Genomic DNA, 16,927 nt, shown 5'->3' with positions numbered 1-16,927 from the left:
TACGATGGAAACCCTGTAGCGGCGGGTCTCTTTTATTCATGCGCTGTAGCGGGTAGTAACTGCCAATATGCTAGAGCTAAAAATTATTCTGAATACAACAGTCTAAAAGTGGGCTCAGTTTTTAATTTTGACGGGTCTTCTTTCCTTGAGCTTTTGAGCTCCAGCATGGGCTTGATTCGCCAAACATCTGTGCGTTTCACTTTTGTTTCCCAGTCTTTATCGACACAGTTATACTCATCGGCAAAAATACAGTAACAAGTTCCCGCATATGGGCGACTGCTTTTGAATTGAATCCCATCGACTCGGGAACCGTCTGCTGTGCGGAATATCCAACGAAAATACTCCGCTATGATTTGCGTAGGTACATATTTATAGTGGTGCGCTTCACCAGTTCGGGTAACTGGCTTGGAAATATCCCGAGAGAATTCATTCAAAAATCGCAATTGGTGCATTAAATGATGTTGTCCCTCATCAAACAGGCTTGGCGCAGGGGGTATGTTTTCTAAATTGATAAATACTAAAGGTCTTTTGGCCGCAAAGAACCCGAATGTCATTGCATCATTCTCTATGTCGGAAGCGTCGTAAGTTTCAATGAACGCCGTCATTTCATTTTCGGCAGCATAAAACATTGGTATCCCAGCAGGACTCATCCGACTTTGCTTAGCGCACGCTGCAGGTGGAGCACCAAGCTGGCAAGCCTCTGTAAAAGTGACTTTTCCCGGATGCTGTCGAGCGCGAACAAAAGTATGTCCTGATTCTTTTTTTGTGATAAGATCATGGCTCGTTACTAAGTGTGCCAGGCCGTCGAGAATCGCATGAACTGGAGGCTCGTCATCAGCGTAGTAATTTGAGTCATCGCCTTTGTGTTCATCATCATTTGAGCGATAAAAAACAAACCGTTTTTCATGCTTAACCATGTTGCAAAATTGTCTCCAAGAAAACCGAAGCGATTCGCTTTCGGTGCTGCCCAGAGGGTCATGGTGAACATAAGCATTATCTCCAAATTCCTTGCATAGATCATTGAACAGATCATTGAAACCTCGTCCGTCTTTTACAATTCCAAGATCACAAATTAAATCCCATCCATCTGTTGGCGCTACCAAATAACCGCCTTCGCTTGAATCATAAGGCACTTCATTTGCAGGATCTTCATATTCGCGGTTTATGCCTTTTGCTATAAAAGAAAAAACTTCATTCGCATCAGCCGCTATTTTCTCATCGGAAACACGACCGCAATAAGAGCATTCGCAAACTGATGCATTGGTCGTGATGTAGTCTTCAATAGCGTAGTCGTCGAAACAACCCGCACATACATATTTATCTGAAACGCCGCCCCTACGCTCTGCTTGAAGTTTTTCAAAGTAACGTTTTGTTCCCCCCATGTCGTTTTATTGATTTAATAGCTGATTATCAGTAAGTCTATGATCTTGGATTTTAATTACAAGTATAAAAAATCAGATGAAAACCAGATTGCTTATATTACTTTGGACAGGTTTGTGGAACTATTTTTCGCTCTTCTGCGTAAGAATGCGAAATATTATTTTTGTAGTAGGTAAAGTATTGGCAGTATTTCCCGATACAAGATGTCGGGATTTTGCCTGTTGGAAAAAATAGGGGCAACTTGTGCCCCTGTGCGACAGTCCACATTCAAAGCCAGCGGTGCTGAAGGGCGTAGGTGTCGCCGAAGAGTTTACGCGAGAGGTTCGAAGTAACGGCAAATCCCATGTCCATGCCACATCCATTTATTCGGAGGGCTTCCCTTCTGCAATCGTAAGTGGCATCGAGCACTTTGGCAGCGCTCCATGTGAGCCGGAGCGGTTGATCGTGCTTGATTGTATAAATGTCCAGACATCGGCTCATGCCCGAAGCGCTCACGTGGCGCAAGATGGTGTAAACGGTAGCCCCGCGTTTGAGCGATTTTTTCAAGGACTCGACGGCCTCGGCGCGTTCGGCGTCTTTGGCTTGCTTTGCAGTGAGCGGTTTGTCCGCGATGATTGTATTTTCCATGTGAAGTTCGCAATCGCGGCAGCGTCCGCATCCGGCAACGTGCCTGATCGTTCGGTGTCACCCCGATTTGCACCGTCGCCAAGGCACCTTGAGTCAAAGGACGCCGTAGGCGTCCGGTGTGGAGCGGAGCCGGCGCCTTGCGCTGGCGAGAACGACATTGATCAATGTGGCAAAATAGGGCGAAACGAAGGAAAGGGTCATTGTTTAACGGCGAAGGTGTCCGATTTGTTTTCGCCAACGTGCGCGCGAAAATTGTCCGCTCATTTTGAGCATCTTTGGGACGCTTTTCCGATCTGTTGAATCGCAATCTGTCACGTTGCGAAGCGAGGTAATCGCGCCCTTGGAAAACCGGATAAATTGAATCAACCAGTTGGTTTCGAACCTTCGATTTTTCGTCCTCAAAAACAGGTGTTCACATGCGGCCCGAATCGGAATCTTGGGACGTTCGGAGCGGGCGGTGACGTCAGGCGGGAGCGGGTTTGCAACGCATTGTCCGCGCCCGCACGACGGCCCGCCGAAAAGCTCCGAACGCGCCCAAGTCTGCGATCGGTGCCGCCGTCGTTCCGCCACGGCGCGAGGGCGCGCTGCAAATCCGAGGGACGAAGGGTGCAGCGCGCCTTCGCGCATTCGTCGGCACTGCATCTCGGACTCGGATAAACAACCGTCGCGCGTACATCACGATGAACCCTGTGTCCGGTTTTCGTTCTCCAAGTTTTTTCCATCGCGGATAGTCGAAAAATCACAAGCCGCATGTCCGCCGACCAAAATTTTCATCCAGTTTTCATCGCGTAAAATCCGCGATCCTGCGGTATCCTCCGCGCTGTCCCATCGCGAAACTTTCGCACGCTCACTGATTCAAATGTCCGCATTTTCGCGGATGCGTTTTTTGCCAGAGACCGGGGCGCGAAGTCACGGGACGCCCGCAGCGGAAGCGGAGCCGGAACCCTGAGCAAATAGGACACGAAGAACGGGCGTCCGCGAAGGGGCGGAGGCGTAGCGCGAGCGAGGAGCGCGCCCGTGTCTTCGCTCCCACCTCCGTCCACATTCAAGTATCAATTCGCATGGGCACGGTGACGCGCCGCAAAACGAGGGACGAGGCATTGCGCCGCGAATCCGTGCCAGTCGAATCAATCCACCGCGTCGGCGTGCGCGTCGTTTTTCCGCGTATCCAAAAACCGGGCATTCGGCGGCGCACTCCGTAGGTGGGTTTACATTCGCGCCCTTATGTGGAGAAGCGGCCCTCAAAAAACGTTGCCAACCTTGGCAAGGGGAAATGCGTCCTGCGGTTTCAAACGCGACTGCGTTTCCCTGGCACGTTCGGATGAGGGTGGGTTTTCCCGCGCAACGTCGCGCGTTGAAAAAACATGCTCACACCCAAACCACAGTTGAATCTTCAAAACGCGAAGAGTTATTTTCGCGAGCACCTGGCTGTTGGCGACTACTACATGGACGGTCATGTGATCGCCGGCGAATGGCGAGGCACGGGTGCCGCCATGCTCGGACTCGAAGGCAGTGTGACGGAGGAAAAGTTTCTCGCGCTTTGCGAGGGGCATCATCCCGAAACCGGGCGCTGGCTCACGATGCGCCGCAACACGACGCGCTGCGAGGATGGCCGCACGCTGTCGAACCGGCGCGTATTTTATGACTTCACGATCAGCCCGCCGAAGTCGGTTTCCATTGTCGCGTTGTATCAGGATGACCGGATTTTGAAAATTCATGATGACGCCGTGCGCATGATGACGGACGAACTGGAAAAGTTCGCAGAGGCTCGCGTGCGCAAGGGCGGCGCGGGCTCCGAGCGCGTGACAGGCAACTGCCTGTCCGCGCTCTTCCGCCATGACACCAGCCGCGAGCTCGACCCCCATTTACACACGCACTGCATTTTCCTGAATGCGACGTATGATTGGGAGGAAGACAAGTGGAAGGCGCTTCATGCGACGGGCATGTATCGCGCGCAAAAGTTTGCGGAAAATGTGTATTATCACGAGTTGTCAAAGGGCCTCCGCGCGCTCGGTTACACGCTCGCCAACAACGCCCGCGACTTTGAAATCGCCAACATCCCGAAATCGCTGATCGACCGCTTTTCCAAACGGCATCAACAAATCGACGCGGAAACGAAAAAGCGCATCGAAAACGAGGGGCTGCGCGGCAACGAGAAAAACCTCCGCAAGCAAATCGCTCATGATATCCGGCGTCGGAAAATCAAAAACCTTTCGACCGATGAACTGCGCCCGCGTTGGGCCGCCGAAATGACCAACTCGGAACGCGCCGCGCTCGCGTCCATCGCGCCAGAAAAGTTGTCGCAGCCGGCAACGCCGTCCGTTCAGGAAAAACCGGACTTGTCCGGTTTTCTCGCATGGGCGGAGAAACATGTTTTCGAACGCCGCGCGGTCGCCACCGATCATGAGTTGATGGCCGCCGCGCTCGTGCGCGGACGCGGCGACAATTTCGCATTGAGCGAGTTAAAAACCGCTGTCGCTAAGGCGGACTTCATCCGTGAAGAAGGCACCCGCAAACTGACCTGCCGCGACACGCTCAATGCGGAATGGAACCTCATTTGGGCCGCGCGCGACGGTCGCGATGCGCACGGCCCTTTTAACACCGGCACCGGCTTCGCTCCATCCCGCGAACTCAAGGCCGATCAGCGCTCCGCTGTGAACCGCATCCTGCGCAGTTGCGATTTTATCACGCTGTTTCAAGGCGGCGCGGGCACGGGCAAAAGTTACACGCTGCGCGAGGTCGTGCGCGGTTTGGAGACAGCGGGGCATCCTGTGAGTGTGTATGCGCCGCAACATCAGCAAGCCGCCGACCTGAGGCGCGACGGGCTTGATGCCGACACCGTTGCGCGCCTGCTCGCCATGACAAACCTCGTGCCGCTCGCGCGCGGCACGGTGCTCATCGTTGACGAGGCCGGGCAAATCGGTGGTCAGGACATGCTGCGCATCATCGAGGCCGCGCGCGAATGCCACGGGCGCGTCATCCTCTCCGGTGACACGCGCCAGCAAGGTGCGGTCGCCGCGTCGGACGCGCTGCGCATCCTTGAAACGCAAACCGGACTGCGTCCAATTCAATTGAACACCATCCGCCGCCAGAATCCCGACGCCATGCCGGACGCAGCGGGCAAGCGCGCCGTGCGCCAATACCGCGCCGCCGTCAAAGCGGCCGCCGATGGCGATCTCACGAAGTCGTTGGACAAATTGGAACGCCTCGGCTGGGTGCGTGAACACGACACCGGTGACATCCCGAAGGAAATTGCCACGCGTTACTGCGAATCCGTGAAACGCAATGAAAGCGTGCTCGCGGTTTCGCAAACCTGGGAGGGCGTGCGCGCGCTCAACACGGCGATTCGTGACGAACTGAAAAATGCGGGCATTTTGAAAAACGGTGTGCGCGTCGCCACGTGGCAACCGATCGATTTGACGGACGCGCAAAAACGCGACGCCCGGTTTTACGCATCCGGCGACAGGGTGTATTTTCTGCGCAACTACGGACGCTTTCAACGCGGCGATTGTTGCGAGGTCGCCGGCGCCGACGGACGCGGCGTAATATTGAAAAAAGGCGGACGAACCACGCTCATGAGCTATCGCCACGCGGACAGATTTGCGGTCGTGAAAGAGCGTGAGCAGGAGTTGGCGCGCGGGGATCGGTTGCAGATGAAATTTAATGGGGACTCAATCGAAGGAAAGGCGATCAGGAACGGCGAACTGGTCACGATATGTCGTGTGTTAAAAGACAAAAGCATCCGTGTTCGAGACGACGCGGGAACGATAAAAACACTCTCGCCGGAACAGCGGATGTTCGTGCCCGGCTACGCCGTCACCTCGTATGCCTCGCAAGGCAAGACCGTCGATACGGTGTTGCTGCACTATGCGGGCGAACGCTTGGTCGCCAACAAAAACCAATGGTATGTCGGCATCTCGCGCGCCCGCAAACAAGCGCTGGTTTTCACGGACGACCTGGCGGCTCTGCGAACCCGTATCGCGCAGGAAGGCGAGCGAACGTCCGCCGTGTCGCTGGCAATCGGCGAAACCGCGCAGGCCGCCTTGCAGGCGAACCTCACCGAGGAACACCAGCGGATCATGGCGCAACACTACGAGACACTGCGCCTCGCCCAAGAATCGCGCATGGGCCACGCGCAAGCCGCGTCATTTTATGAGCCAGAAACACAACAACCAACAATACGGAAAGGCATCGGTATATGAGTTCACTCGGAAAAGCATTTGATAAAATGGAACGTGAAACTGGCGGTAACACACTTGATCCCGCAGCACGGTCAATGATTGCGAAAACGGCAGGTGCCGAATCGCGTTGTTTGCGCCTCGTCGCGGTCAACGGTCGTGCATGGGAATTATTCTGGGCGAGTTTTTTACGATAGCATGTAAAAAATCTAGCAAAAAGACGGATCATGGTAAGTGGTTGGGTGAAAAGCCGAAAACCACAATGAAAGGAAAAAACATGACCCATCCAAACAAGGAGATGACAGGACAAACACAGATGCTCGAGCAAATGATGACATTGTTGCTAGACGACGATCCGATGCGCATGCTATTGCAAGTGATAGTGCAGGAAGTGCTCGAGCCAGAAATGAAGGAGATGCTGTGCGCGCACGAACGGCAGGCTCGGTTACCGCAGCGGGTATTACGCACGCAAGCTCACCCTCGAGTTCGGAACGTTGGAGTTGAGGGGGGCGCAGAACCGCGAGGGGAGGCACGGAGGTGTTTGGCCGTTACCAGCGAAGCGAGAAGGCGCTGATGCTCGCACTCGCCGAGATGTATGTGCAGCGAGTGTCGATGCTGCGCATTGGAATGCATTGAATTGAGTTTTGCGCGGCATGAGGTCGCGCTACGCGGAAATCATCTTTTTGGACTCATGGATGGGTTTCTCGCGATGAATTGACTGGAATTGCACGCCACTGAATAAATATTCTTCAGGTGTGGCGGATAACTGAGAGGAACGGCGAGAATAATTGAGCGTCATGGTGTCATGAGTGCTGAGAAATCCCGAATCTGAGCGTCTTTTTGACTGCCGTAGAAATGTTTAATGGTTTGCGTTCCCTTATAAGTAAGCGGAAATTTTATGTTGAACTCCTCAGGAATTGGATAAATCAAATGCGACCACCGGAGGTTCAAAACCGTCTCATCGGCAAAGAATACCTCCGTGGGCATATCATCTGACGCGATCCACTTGAGCGATTCGTGTTCAAAATTTTCCGCGAGAAGCGAAGGCAGGTTAAGGGCCAAGACACCAGCGTTATGGTATATATCACCATAAAACTTGCGTTTTAATGAGGCATTCGTCTCTGAATCGGAAATAGCGTAGCGAAGCATCCCAATACCTTTTCGTTTCGTCATCTTCCACAAAGGCTCAAGACTGCCATGGCAGATCGTGTCTGTGTCAATGTAGATGAGCCGTTCAACAGGCAGGCGCGTGAGATAAAAACGAAACATCGTTGCATCGCTAAAACGTGTGTTCGGTCGGTTGCCATAAATGGCAAACCCATCACTAGGAGGATTGACTACAAGGTTTATAAAATCACCTTTTAGGGGTATGCTCGAAACAACATAAAACCTCACCGCTTTGTTGAACTGTCTTATCGAACGCATTGACATCCACATGCGAGAAATTTGATCCATAGAATTATCAACCAGATAAGCGATATTCATGCGTCCATTTCGTTCGGAATAGACGCGCATTTGGATTATCTTGTTGTATACTCCAGAAGCTTCATGATGAAAGTGATAAAATACCGTTTCATCTTCGGAGATAATTCCAGTTGTTACATCATTGTTTCCGACATTATACTTCAATGGTAGTTTTTTGATCAAGCCGGCGAAATTTTTTGAGAGGAGGGTATTCTCGGCATAAAATCGTTTGCCAAGCATCTTTTGTGTTTCCACTGCACCATCAAAAATGCGCGAAAGAAAATTCACCTTGCGCATCCACTCTGCATTTATTACAAGCATGCCGGTCTCAAAGAGAGGTTTCTTGGCATCGAATATCTTTCCGGCAAAGTCAGCCGTCTCGGACCTTCGTTCCTTGCGGAACTGCTGGGCCGGAACCGCCGCGATGGTATCAACCGGTGTGAGCATCGGCGGGCGTAGACAGAGAATATCACTATCAAGATAAACACACTGCCTGATATGTCTCATGTGTTGAACAAACCAGCGGGCGGCCGCGCCCCATCCCCAGTGGAACTCCGGCCCCTGTCCTTCAACTTGATAATGCACATGCTTTCTTAGGTCATCAATGGATACGGCATGTGTTGATTTCCATGGGAACGACTCAACTGGAACATTCGAGTTGCCAGCTATGATGAGATGGAACCGTGCGTCAGGGACATGGCGACGCACGGATTGAGCAGAGAGCAGCGTGAGTTCGTAGTCACGCCCATCAGTTACGTAGAGGAAATCACGAAGATGATCCGCTACCATCGGATTGGAACTGAGTGCTTGCATTGTGCGAGAGTGTATAAAAATAGCCGTTTCGATAGTAGAGGCGCACCGCGCCTCCATTAAATAAAACTATACGATAATACGTCTGCCCATTCGGCCCTATAAGATTGTTATGAAGAAGCCGAACATAATTAGTCCCCCCCATATAAGATATGTTCAAAAACTCATAGATACCCTCGGGCGGATTTTCAACCTCAATAGTATTTTCCTCACCATCTATAAGATAGCCGCCTGGCATTCCGACATGAGATGGGGCGGGGATCCATGGCCCAAAAGTATTCCCGCCTCCGCTGCCTCCAGCAGCAGCAACCGCGGCCTGCATCTGCGCCAGATTAACGGCATCCGTTGCCTGTGTGCCGGTGGCAACACCTTTCAACCTCTTTCCGGTTGTTTCATCGCCAATCTGAACAGTGTTGGCTTCGGTATTGTTAATGCTTCTGCCAATGGCAACGGCACCTTGTGCAGACACTGTCGCTTGGCCACCAATAGCAATTCCATCTATGCCGGAGACACTGGCTTCGTTGCCAATGGCAACACCGCCTTGCATATTAGTTATTCCACTTTCAACCTTGGCGTCCTGACCAAATGCGACAGCATAGCGACCTTGGGCGCGTGCACGCGCGCCAAACGCCTGCCCTCCATAACGAGTATAAGCCTGATAGCCAACCACGGTTTCGCTACCATCGGTCACCTGCGAGCCAGAGCCAATTTGAACACCATTTTCCTTATAATTGGTGATATTTGCACCAATGACAACAGTGCCTCCTGCATAGTGCATCATCTTACTATTGTGGCCAATAACAACGGAATTAGGACCGCTGGATGTCGGCTCGGTAACTGCGCCAGCAGTCGTCACTCCGGTAACTTTTACTCCAACGGCACCACCTCCACTACCGCTGGGAGCGAGCGCCGTGATCGCTTGCGCGACGCGTAGAGGCGTCATGATCTTGGTATTCTCCGTCCCCGTTTGGGCCTCTGACTGACTCGCAAGGGCGGGGACTGCCGGGATCGTGGGTTTATTGGAAAGATCATCGTAAGCACCGGTTTTGCTGATTTTGTGTAGTGTAACGGCGCCGGCAAGGGGTTCCGCTGTTGCAGGGCTTTGTGCGGTGGTGGCAGTAGTGTCGAGTGTGCCGGATGAGACAAGAACAGAGAGCGGATCAAGTGGGGTGCCTGTTCCTGAAAGTGTCCCGTCAGTGCAAACTTGTGAAAGTTTCACTTCAACATCCTCAAATTTGGCTGCACCTCCTGCGGAGCCGAGCGTTGCAATGCCCTTGGTTGTTTCATTTGCCTCGGTAGGAGGTGGATCGGAGGCTATGAATACAAACGCGGAGCCGTTCCAACGATAATACGAATATTGACCGCCGTGATTTCCATCAGATATAACAGTGATTATATCATTCGGCGTAAGCGCTGATGTGTCATAAGCCAACAGGTCAGCATATGTGCCGACAACATCAACGGAGTTGCTTGAGAGCTCTGCGGCATCGATGCGCTGGTTAATAACTTGAAGCGCGGCGGCGGCGGCAATACTGACCGGTTTGTTTAAATCGGACGTATTGTCAACGCTGCCAAGACCAAGTTGCGTTTTTGTAACTGCGTGGGGATTGTTGGTATTCGCAGTGTGCGCTGCTAAAGTAGTGGCATTAGCCTTTTTTGCGAGTTCGTTGATGAATTCAATGGAGGTCACCTTGTCACTGCCGAATTCAAACCAATTTGTCCTGTCGGTATCAGGATCACCCAGCTTTCCTGAGTTTTTGGCGATACAGATTTTTCCCGATTTTGGAACGGCACAAATGCTCCCTTTATAATAAGTCGTTTCGGGATCCCATTCGGCTATTCCTTTTTCAAACAGATAGGCGAGCTGGCGAGTAATGAGGTAAAAGAGGGCATTCATGTCCTCCAAAGCGGGGCTGTCGTCGGATACCACTGCGGCTCCCCAGCCTTTTTCATAAGCTTCATTCTGTATCTTAACGGGATCGTTAGTGAATATTTCGTTATCACTGGAGTTTTCGTCTGCAGAGGGAGCGATATTCTCATCCGAGACTGAGATTAAAGAAGAATTGGCCAAGCTGCCGAATATTGCAATGCTAGTTGGCTCGGCTGTGCCTGCGAAAATCTTCTGCGTTTTGCGTTCCAATGACGTTGGTTGTTCGGTCTGTTGAATTTCTGATGACATGGTAGTATAATGAGTTAATATTAATGTATGGGGGTTATCGGACAAAAAAGCATGAGTTAGTGAAAGCCACTTCAAATCTCTCCGTGATGAACTGATAACTGCCCCGGCTTTATTTTAGATGTCTTATATGGCGAGGGCGCCGAGATGGATGTTTCAAGTGTTTTCTACTGGTGGTTTGAAATTATCAGGATACGTCTTTCCAGCCGTGCAATCCCGGCTCCCATGTGTTACCATCTACCGTGGATTCCCATGTCTTGCCGTTGTGAGCAACCTTGGTGCCAAGTGCATATGCATCGTGCGCACCTGTGGGTTGTTTCCATTCGGCAGCGCCGTTTTTGTCGCTGTCCTTCATTTCCGAAAACAGGGAGGGCGTTAGTGGCGGCGTCCAATCGCTCTGGGTTGTATGTCCTTGTATAACAGTATAATTTAGTCCGCCATAGGATACTTTTTGCTTTGACAGCAAAAGCATGCCCAGAGTCCATGGTGTCACGGATGTATCTGTGGATTCTTTGTCGATATCCACGCCCGCCGCCTTGAGGATTGTGTGTTGGTAGCGTAGCGACCCCATACTAATGGGAACTTGCCCTGTGGGCACTTCTGTAAAGAGAGTTTTGGGATCAATCGCATCGTCCAAGAATGCGTTTGCAAAATAGACATTTGCTTCAAGAAGTTTAAGCACCTTGCCATTATCTGGTTTCAGTGTGAGCGGTGTTGCTTGTGATGTATTCGGTTGTTCGATTTTCATAGGTAGAATAGTCCTTGTTCGGAGCCAGAGGCGCTGTCTCCAGAACCTGTCGCAATTATATGAGCTCCCGTGCGCACAGCACTGCGCATGCAATTTGTGGCTCCATTATATTTTGTAATATCCCCGGAGGTAACATGAAGCGAATAAAGGCCTGTCTCGCTGCCAATAATTATATACTCAGTATAAACTGCGTGATGATAGGCCCAGTTTATAGAACCAAGTCCCGCGGCAATATGAGACTGAAAATTCGTTAGATCAGCCTTGGATTTCATATATCCACCAGATCGACTGAAAAAGTAAAATACATCCCCGACTTGAACGCAGGCGGTCAGATAGACATTATCATGCGCAATAGACCATATGCCGGAGTTATTGTGGGGAATTATATACAAACGCCCCGTTTGTGACGCAAACAGATTTGAGTTCGCAAGGCATTGGATCGTTGGAAGCGTGCCGTTCATTAGAGCCCCTCCTGTTTCATTCCAGGCGACACCACCTTGTTGTGGAGAGCCCCCGAGACAAACGTCATAAAACCCTGTTTCGGAATTCCACCGTGTCATTCGATCATTGGATAGGGTATTACGCATGAAACCATAAATTACGCAGTAACGAGAATCGTTGGCGACTTGAGGGGAAAATGGTGCTGTTCCATAGTGGCCCGTGGTAGCCTCGATATCCACAAGTGCGTTATTTGTCTCATCCACATATTTAGTTGCTCCGCCTTGACTGTTGTCGCGCATGCTAAAAAGAACTCGGCCATCTGGTGTGTATGCAGCGTGTCCTCCTGAGCCTTTTGTATTTGTCGCGTAAGTGCCGATAACTTCATTATCATTAAACTTTGTCAACGGCCGGCCATAGCTATAGCTCCCAACAGCCCAATATACTCCCGGGTCCAGTAGCGAACCGACAATTGAATTCATCCCTGTTACTGGAAGCTCTGTCAAGATCAGGGTGCCGCCGCTTGTGGTGACTCGATAATTTTGCTCACCAGTGCGATCTTGGCATGTCGTAAATATATCCTCGCCGCACCGCGTCACACCACCGTAACGATAGCCCCTGACATCAGACCAAAGGATTGGCGGCGGACCGAATGGCGTCACCTTGTCAAAAATTAACGCTCCCGCCTTGTGTATCCTGCCGATGGATATGCCGTTTTTTCTTATAGCAGAGATCCTTTGTCTGTTTTTATATAAAGGCATAAGCTTTTATTCAGGTGAGGCAAAATAGCGGTCAGGGTAAAGTAGACTCATGGCTTCTGCGGTCGCGTCGTCAGCAACAAGTGTGAGCAACGGGGCTGCGCTGAGGGGAGTGCCGACTGTGCCATCTCCTGATAAAGTAACATCATGGAATACTGCCTCGATTTTTGTGTGCGCTGATTCTATGGCATCTTCTGCTTTCGCTTCCACAACATCCAATTGATGCTTGTTGACAGCATCATTTAAATCATTGCCTGGTGCAACGCCTGTGAGCTTAACATTCCCGTCATCGCCAGAAATACTAATTTTACCTTCCCCAACAATAAGTTGAGAGTTATGCGTAGTTAATGTAACTTTCCCTTCATGGGATTGAATATCCACGCCAGCCCGACCAATCATTTCCACAGATGTATCTATTGTTATGAAACTATCACCATCTGCTCCACAAAAAACCAGCTGCCCGGTGTTTGGGTTTGATATGCCGACTTGATCACCTTCAAGCGGCAGACTAATCGGCGCTTCAGAATACTTCCAATTCCAAGCCGTTTTATCTGCACTCAGTTGATAGAATGACGCTTTGCCTCCGCGAATCTCGTCCTTCAACACCTTCACATAGTCATTTGCAGTAAACTTGGATTTGCTTAGCGTCTGCAAGCCTGCGTAAGTTTCTGTAATTTCGGCGACAACCGCTTGCTCTTCTAGCAAATTGAGCCGTTCTATCGCGTGATCCATGTCCCCCTGATTAGCCTTTCCAGCAAGCGCCTGTTGGGTGGCTTTGCTTATCGGTTTGTCTGCATCGCTTGTGTTATCAACATTGCCTAGGCCAATTTGCCCTTTCGTTACAGGAGGTTCGTCGATGATAAAATTCCACCCCCACACATTGCCTGCTTTGCCCCAGCGATAATAAGAGATGTGATTGCTGTGTGTTTCGTCGCGAATGACAGTGATGATATCATTGGCCGTGATTGCCGATGTATCGTAAGCGAGAAGAGCAGCATGAGTGCCGACAACATCGACGGAATTACTTGAGAGTTCAGCCGCATCAATGCGATCGTTGACTGCCCTGATGGCGGCGGTGAGTTGTTCGACGATTTCGCTTCCCAATTTCACCCACTTTGTCTCATCGCTTACCGGCTTGTTTGCATTGCCATCCAACGCGACATAAATGAATCCCGAGTGAGAACACATATTCCCTTTGCGATAGCTCGTATCCGCATCCCATTCAGGCACTCCGGCCTGCATGATGTAGGCAAGCTGTCGCGTGATCAGGTAAAAGAGGGCGTTCATGTCTTCCAATGCGGGACTGTCGTCGGAGACTACTGCGGCACTCCATCCCTTTTCGTAGGCTTCATTCTGAATTTTATCAGGGTCGTCGGTGAACATTTCGTTTCCTCCCGAAGCTTCGATTTCGGTAGAAGCGATTTTTTTCTCCGGATCGGAAGCCGTGGGGGGATTGGCTAGACTACCGAATACCGCGATGCTATTGGGTTCAGCTGCACTCGCAAAGATTTTTTGTGTTTTGCGGCCCAATATCATGTGTGGCTCGGGTAGTTGAGTTTCAGATGGCATGATAATATGATAGGTGGCGTTAGTGGATGTGGATCAATGCTGGTAAGCCGAAGGAATGAAACGGCAAAGGCTCTTCAAACCTGCCAATGCGGGGCGGAAAACTGTTCCCTAGCTTTGTTTTTGAGTGACTCATACCTACGACGGAGGTCTTCCTGTTCCGCCCTGGTGATAAGGCCTTGTTTGAACAACTCGTTGACAATGGGTAAGAGTTTCTCGGTCGTGTCGATGAGTGTTTTGAGTAATGTGAGTGCTGTTGCGGCATCCATAAGATTAAAAAGTAATTCAGGGGTTCATGTATTTTGAAACTTTCGCCACCTCCGTCTGCACCACCTTGATGATGTCAGAGAGCTTGGCCTTGTTTTCATCGTTTGGAAGCTGTCTATAAACCTCGATAGCGGCATCCAACCCGGCCTTAACTTTCGGATATTCTGTCCGGACCCGATCGGCGGCCACTTTGATTTCAGGATGTGTCGAGAGAAGATTGCGATTATCATGCTCCCACTTGACAAATGTATTCATCAATTCGTATGAAGTGACGGATGCAAGCTCAGCCCGGTATAATAGTGTGTCACCTTTATACGGACCGCCTTCCTCAAGAGTTGTCTTGCAGCCGGGCAAGGTGCTAAATGTAAGCGCGGCCATCACAAAGATGGTGATGATATTATTTTTTTTATTGATGATCATTGGTTGTCACATTTACTTCACTATAACACTGTCTGTTTTCTTTAAATACTTTTGTATTCAATTAAATTTGAATTTTGACGAGATATTTAACGTGTAGGAAACAAACCTTGATTTTCATTACTCATTATAATTAAATTCTATCAGACACAGTTAAAGTTTGATGAGACACCATGCGTAGAGTGTGGGTTGCATTATGCTAATTGGATCACTGGAACCAGTGGACTTGGTAACAGCGTTACGGAAAACTTGCATGTCGTTATCCCAATCGGTTGCTTTGCTCCCAATATAGCCCTCATACTCGCTCTTCTTTCTGTTTTTAATGGTCCCCGTTTTACTCAATTGTTCCAGAAAGCCAACATCTTCATAATCGTGCGTGTGCGGTGGCAAATTAGCCACTGAAAGAATGATACTCTCTTTGGGTTCGTTGATTGAACCACTAGATTTTGCGCCGTTATTTGGATCGGCGCTGGCAATAACTCGTCCCACTGAATTTTTGAAATCTGGATGTTCCTTGCTTGTCACGTAATGAACCCATCCAGGGTTTCTTTCTTCTGCCTCATCAATCGAGTTCGCATGCACCATTTTAATGTCGCCAGGCGAGCCTTCGATTGTTGTCCAGCGGCCATTCCATGTTAACCACCGAGGTATGTCGATATCATAATAAATATGTCCAGTCGATGGCGATTCAAGGCGTTTGCGATTTTCGGTTGTCCCTATAGATATCATTGCATAAGGACGCCAATTATTAGTATCGTCTTTGGGATTGGGATTTGATTTACCGACAACAGTATTGGTCGCCACATAGAGGGTATTATTATAACTACAGAATGAGCCTTCGTGGTATTCTTGATCCTTATGCCATTCAGGGACACCAGACTGCATGAGGTAGGCGATCTGTGAACTGAAGAGGTATTGCAGGGCATTCATATCCTGCAAAGGGGCGATATTGTTGCGTATTGTCGCCCCGGTCCAGCCCCGTCCGTAGCCAGGCAGGTTTTGGATATCGTCAAGCGGGTTATCCGAGGCGGGAAGTGACCCCGCGTATTTGGGATTTCCAGCGCTGAGGCTTCCGAATACTGAGATGTTTCCATCAAGGCCGACATCTCCGCCGAATATTCTTTGTATGGTTCTTTTGATTTTTGACATGGTGATATATTATTTTATAATGTTTATGTTGAGGTGAATTTTTTAAGCATTTTTCCGGGTAGTGATGCCCGGCCACTTTTATGGTTTAGCCATCGTAGCCTTGGTATGTGGTAAATTGTCCGCCTGTGAGATTTCCTGCATATCTCCGGAAACCTGTATTATACGGATGAGGATTCGGTTTTTTGGGGTTGTAGTTGTTGTAAGAATAACGCCAGAAGGAGAAACGTGACCTGACAATTTTGACTGTAATTCCCACTCCAGCGGGGCGGGGGAGTGTTTTTTCGAGGACGGACCTGGGAAGTGTGATGACACTGGCGTTCACGGTGTAGGTGAGCGTCATGTTTTTGTGATCCTCAAGGGTGACCGCGCTGTCAAACATCTGTCTGACAGCCGCCATCATGCCCGGAAGGGTGGTGTCGGTTGTATTGGAGAGTATCTTCAGCTTTAGGAGAACACGGAAATCAACGTCATCAAGTAGGGCAGTGGTGTCCAGGTCGAAGCCGTATTGGAGCCAGATGCCTTTGCTGTTTATAAACTCGCTTGAGTAGTCGCGAAATCCGTTTGGATTTTGCTCTTTCTTCGGATCATAATCAGCAAAACCGAAATACTCCTGATTAAGCTCTCCAGATATGAAGGTGCGAGTGAGGCCGATGTATTTGGCCAAAGTATCGAGTTGCTTGCCTGCGGCGGTTTCGATGTCAAACGCGTCGTGCAAACGCAGATGCAAGCAGCCGGCTACGACTTCACGGACGAAAGCGGCGATGGTGGCGCGCGCTTTCGGCTTCTGCCGGTATTGCAGAATTAGTCGATCGACGTAGTAGTTTACGATTTCTTCAGATGTCATGTTGTGATCTCCGGCCTGATGTTGAATATTTTCCGGGCTCGATATTGAGTGCTGCGATTGCTGTGAATGTTAAGTGCGAATGGGGGCTATGCCGCCCGATAACCG

11 protein-coding genes are annotated in these 16,927 nt (G+C 50.2%); 1 reads left to right on the top strand and 10 read right to left on the bottom strand.

Features of this window, described 5'->3' with window-relative positions:
* Positions 1–83: 83 nt before the first annotated feature.
* Both CKA38_RS14655 and CKA38_RS14650 read right to left on the bottom strand, forming a co-directional pair.
* Positions 84–1,382 (bottom strand): HEPN-associated N-terminal domain-containing protein, encoded by a 1,299-nt coding sequence (locus CKA38_RS14655; protein ID WP_108826235.1) that lies wholly within the window; start codon positions 1,380–1,382, stop codon positions 84–86.
* Between the two features lie 265 nt (positions 1,383–1,647).
* Positions 1,648–2,007 carry a hypothetical protein gene (locus CKA38_RS14650; RefSeq protein ID WP_108826234.1) on the bottom strand — a complete coding sequence of 120 codons (360 nt, stop codon included), beginning with the start codon at positions 2,005–2,007 and terminating at the stop codon, positions 1,648–1,650.
* A gap of 1,364 nt (positions 2,008–3,371) precedes the next feature.
* Here CKA38_RS14650 and mobF point away from each other — a divergent pair.
* On the top strand, positions 3,372–6,209 hold the full coding sequence (mobF, locus tag CKA38_RS14645) for a MobF family relaxase (protein ID WP_108826233.1): 2,838 nt from the start codon (positions 3,372–3,374) through the stop codon (positions 6,207–6,209).
* Positions 6,210–6,980: 771 nt separating this feature from the next.
* Here mobF and CKA38_RS14635 read toward each other — a convergent pair.
* The 8 genes from CKA38_RS14635 to CKA38_RS14600 form a co-directional block, all read right to left on the bottom strand.
* Positions 6,981–8,462 carry a glycosyltransferase gene (locus CKA38_RS14635; protein WP_161554944.1) on the bottom strand — a complete coding sequence of 494 codons (1,482 nt, stop codon included), beginning with the start codon at positions 8,460–8,462 and terminating at the stop codon, positions 6,981–6,983.
* Positions 8,416–10,638 (bottom strand): hypothetical protein, encoded by a 2,223-nt coding sequence (locus tag CKA38_RS14630; protein WP_108826230.1) that lies wholly within the window; start codon positions 10,636–10,638, stop codon positions 8,416–8,418. The genes CKA38_RS14635 and CKA38_RS14630 overlap by 47 nt, the downstream gene beginning before the upstream one ends.
* A gap of 184 nt (positions 10,639–10,822) precedes the next feature.
* Entirely contained in the window at positions 10,823–11,383 is a 561-nt protein-coding gene (locus CKA38_RS14625; RefSeq protein ID WP_108826229.1) for a carbohydrate-binding protein, read from the bottom strand.
* A complete protein-coding gene (locus tag CKA38_RS15575; RefSeq protein ID WP_152032893.1) occupies positions 11,380–12,582 on the bottom strand; it encodes a hypothetical protein in 1,203 nt (400 codons plus the stop codon). Before CKA38_RS15575 ends, CKA38_RS14625 begins: the two co-directional genes overlap by 4 nt.
* A 6-nt stretch (positions 12,583–12,588) precedes the next feature.
* Positions 12,589–14,148 carry a hypothetical protein gene (locus CKA38_RS14615; RefSeq protein WP_152032892.1) on the bottom strand — a complete coding sequence of 520 codons (1,560 nt, stop codon included), beginning with the start codon at positions 14,146–14,148 and terminating at the stop codon, positions 12,589–12,591.
* A gap of 282 nt (positions 14,149–14,430) precedes the next feature.
* Entirely contained in the window at positions 14,431–14,832 is a 402-nt protein-coding gene (locus CKA38_RS14605; RefSeq protein ID WP_108826225.1) for a hypothetical protein, read from the bottom strand.
* A 150-nt stretch (positions 14,833–14,982) separates the two neighbouring features.
* A complete protein-coding gene (locus tag CKA38_RS15570; RefSeq protein ID WP_152032891.1) occupies positions 14,983–15,978 on the bottom strand; it encodes a hypothetical protein in 996 nt (331 codons plus the stop codon).
* A gap of 85 nt (positions 15,979–16,063) precedes the next feature.
* Positions 16,064–16,822 (bottom strand): baseplate wedge 1 family protein, encoded by a 759-nt coding sequence (locus tag CKA38_RS14600; protein WP_108826224.1) that lies wholly within the window; start codon positions 16,820–16,822, stop codon positions 16,064–16,066.
* Positions 16,823–16,927: the final 105 nt, after the last annotated feature.

Source organism: Ereboglobus luteus, from assembly GCF_003096195.1.
In the GTDB taxonomy this organism is placed as follows: domain Bacteria; phylum Verrucomicrobiota; class Verrucomicrobiia; order Opitutales; family Opitutaceae; genus Ereboglobus; species Ereboglobus luteus.
Note: the sequence above shows the minus strand (reverse complement) of the source record. Positions and strands in the feature narration are given on the sequence as shown.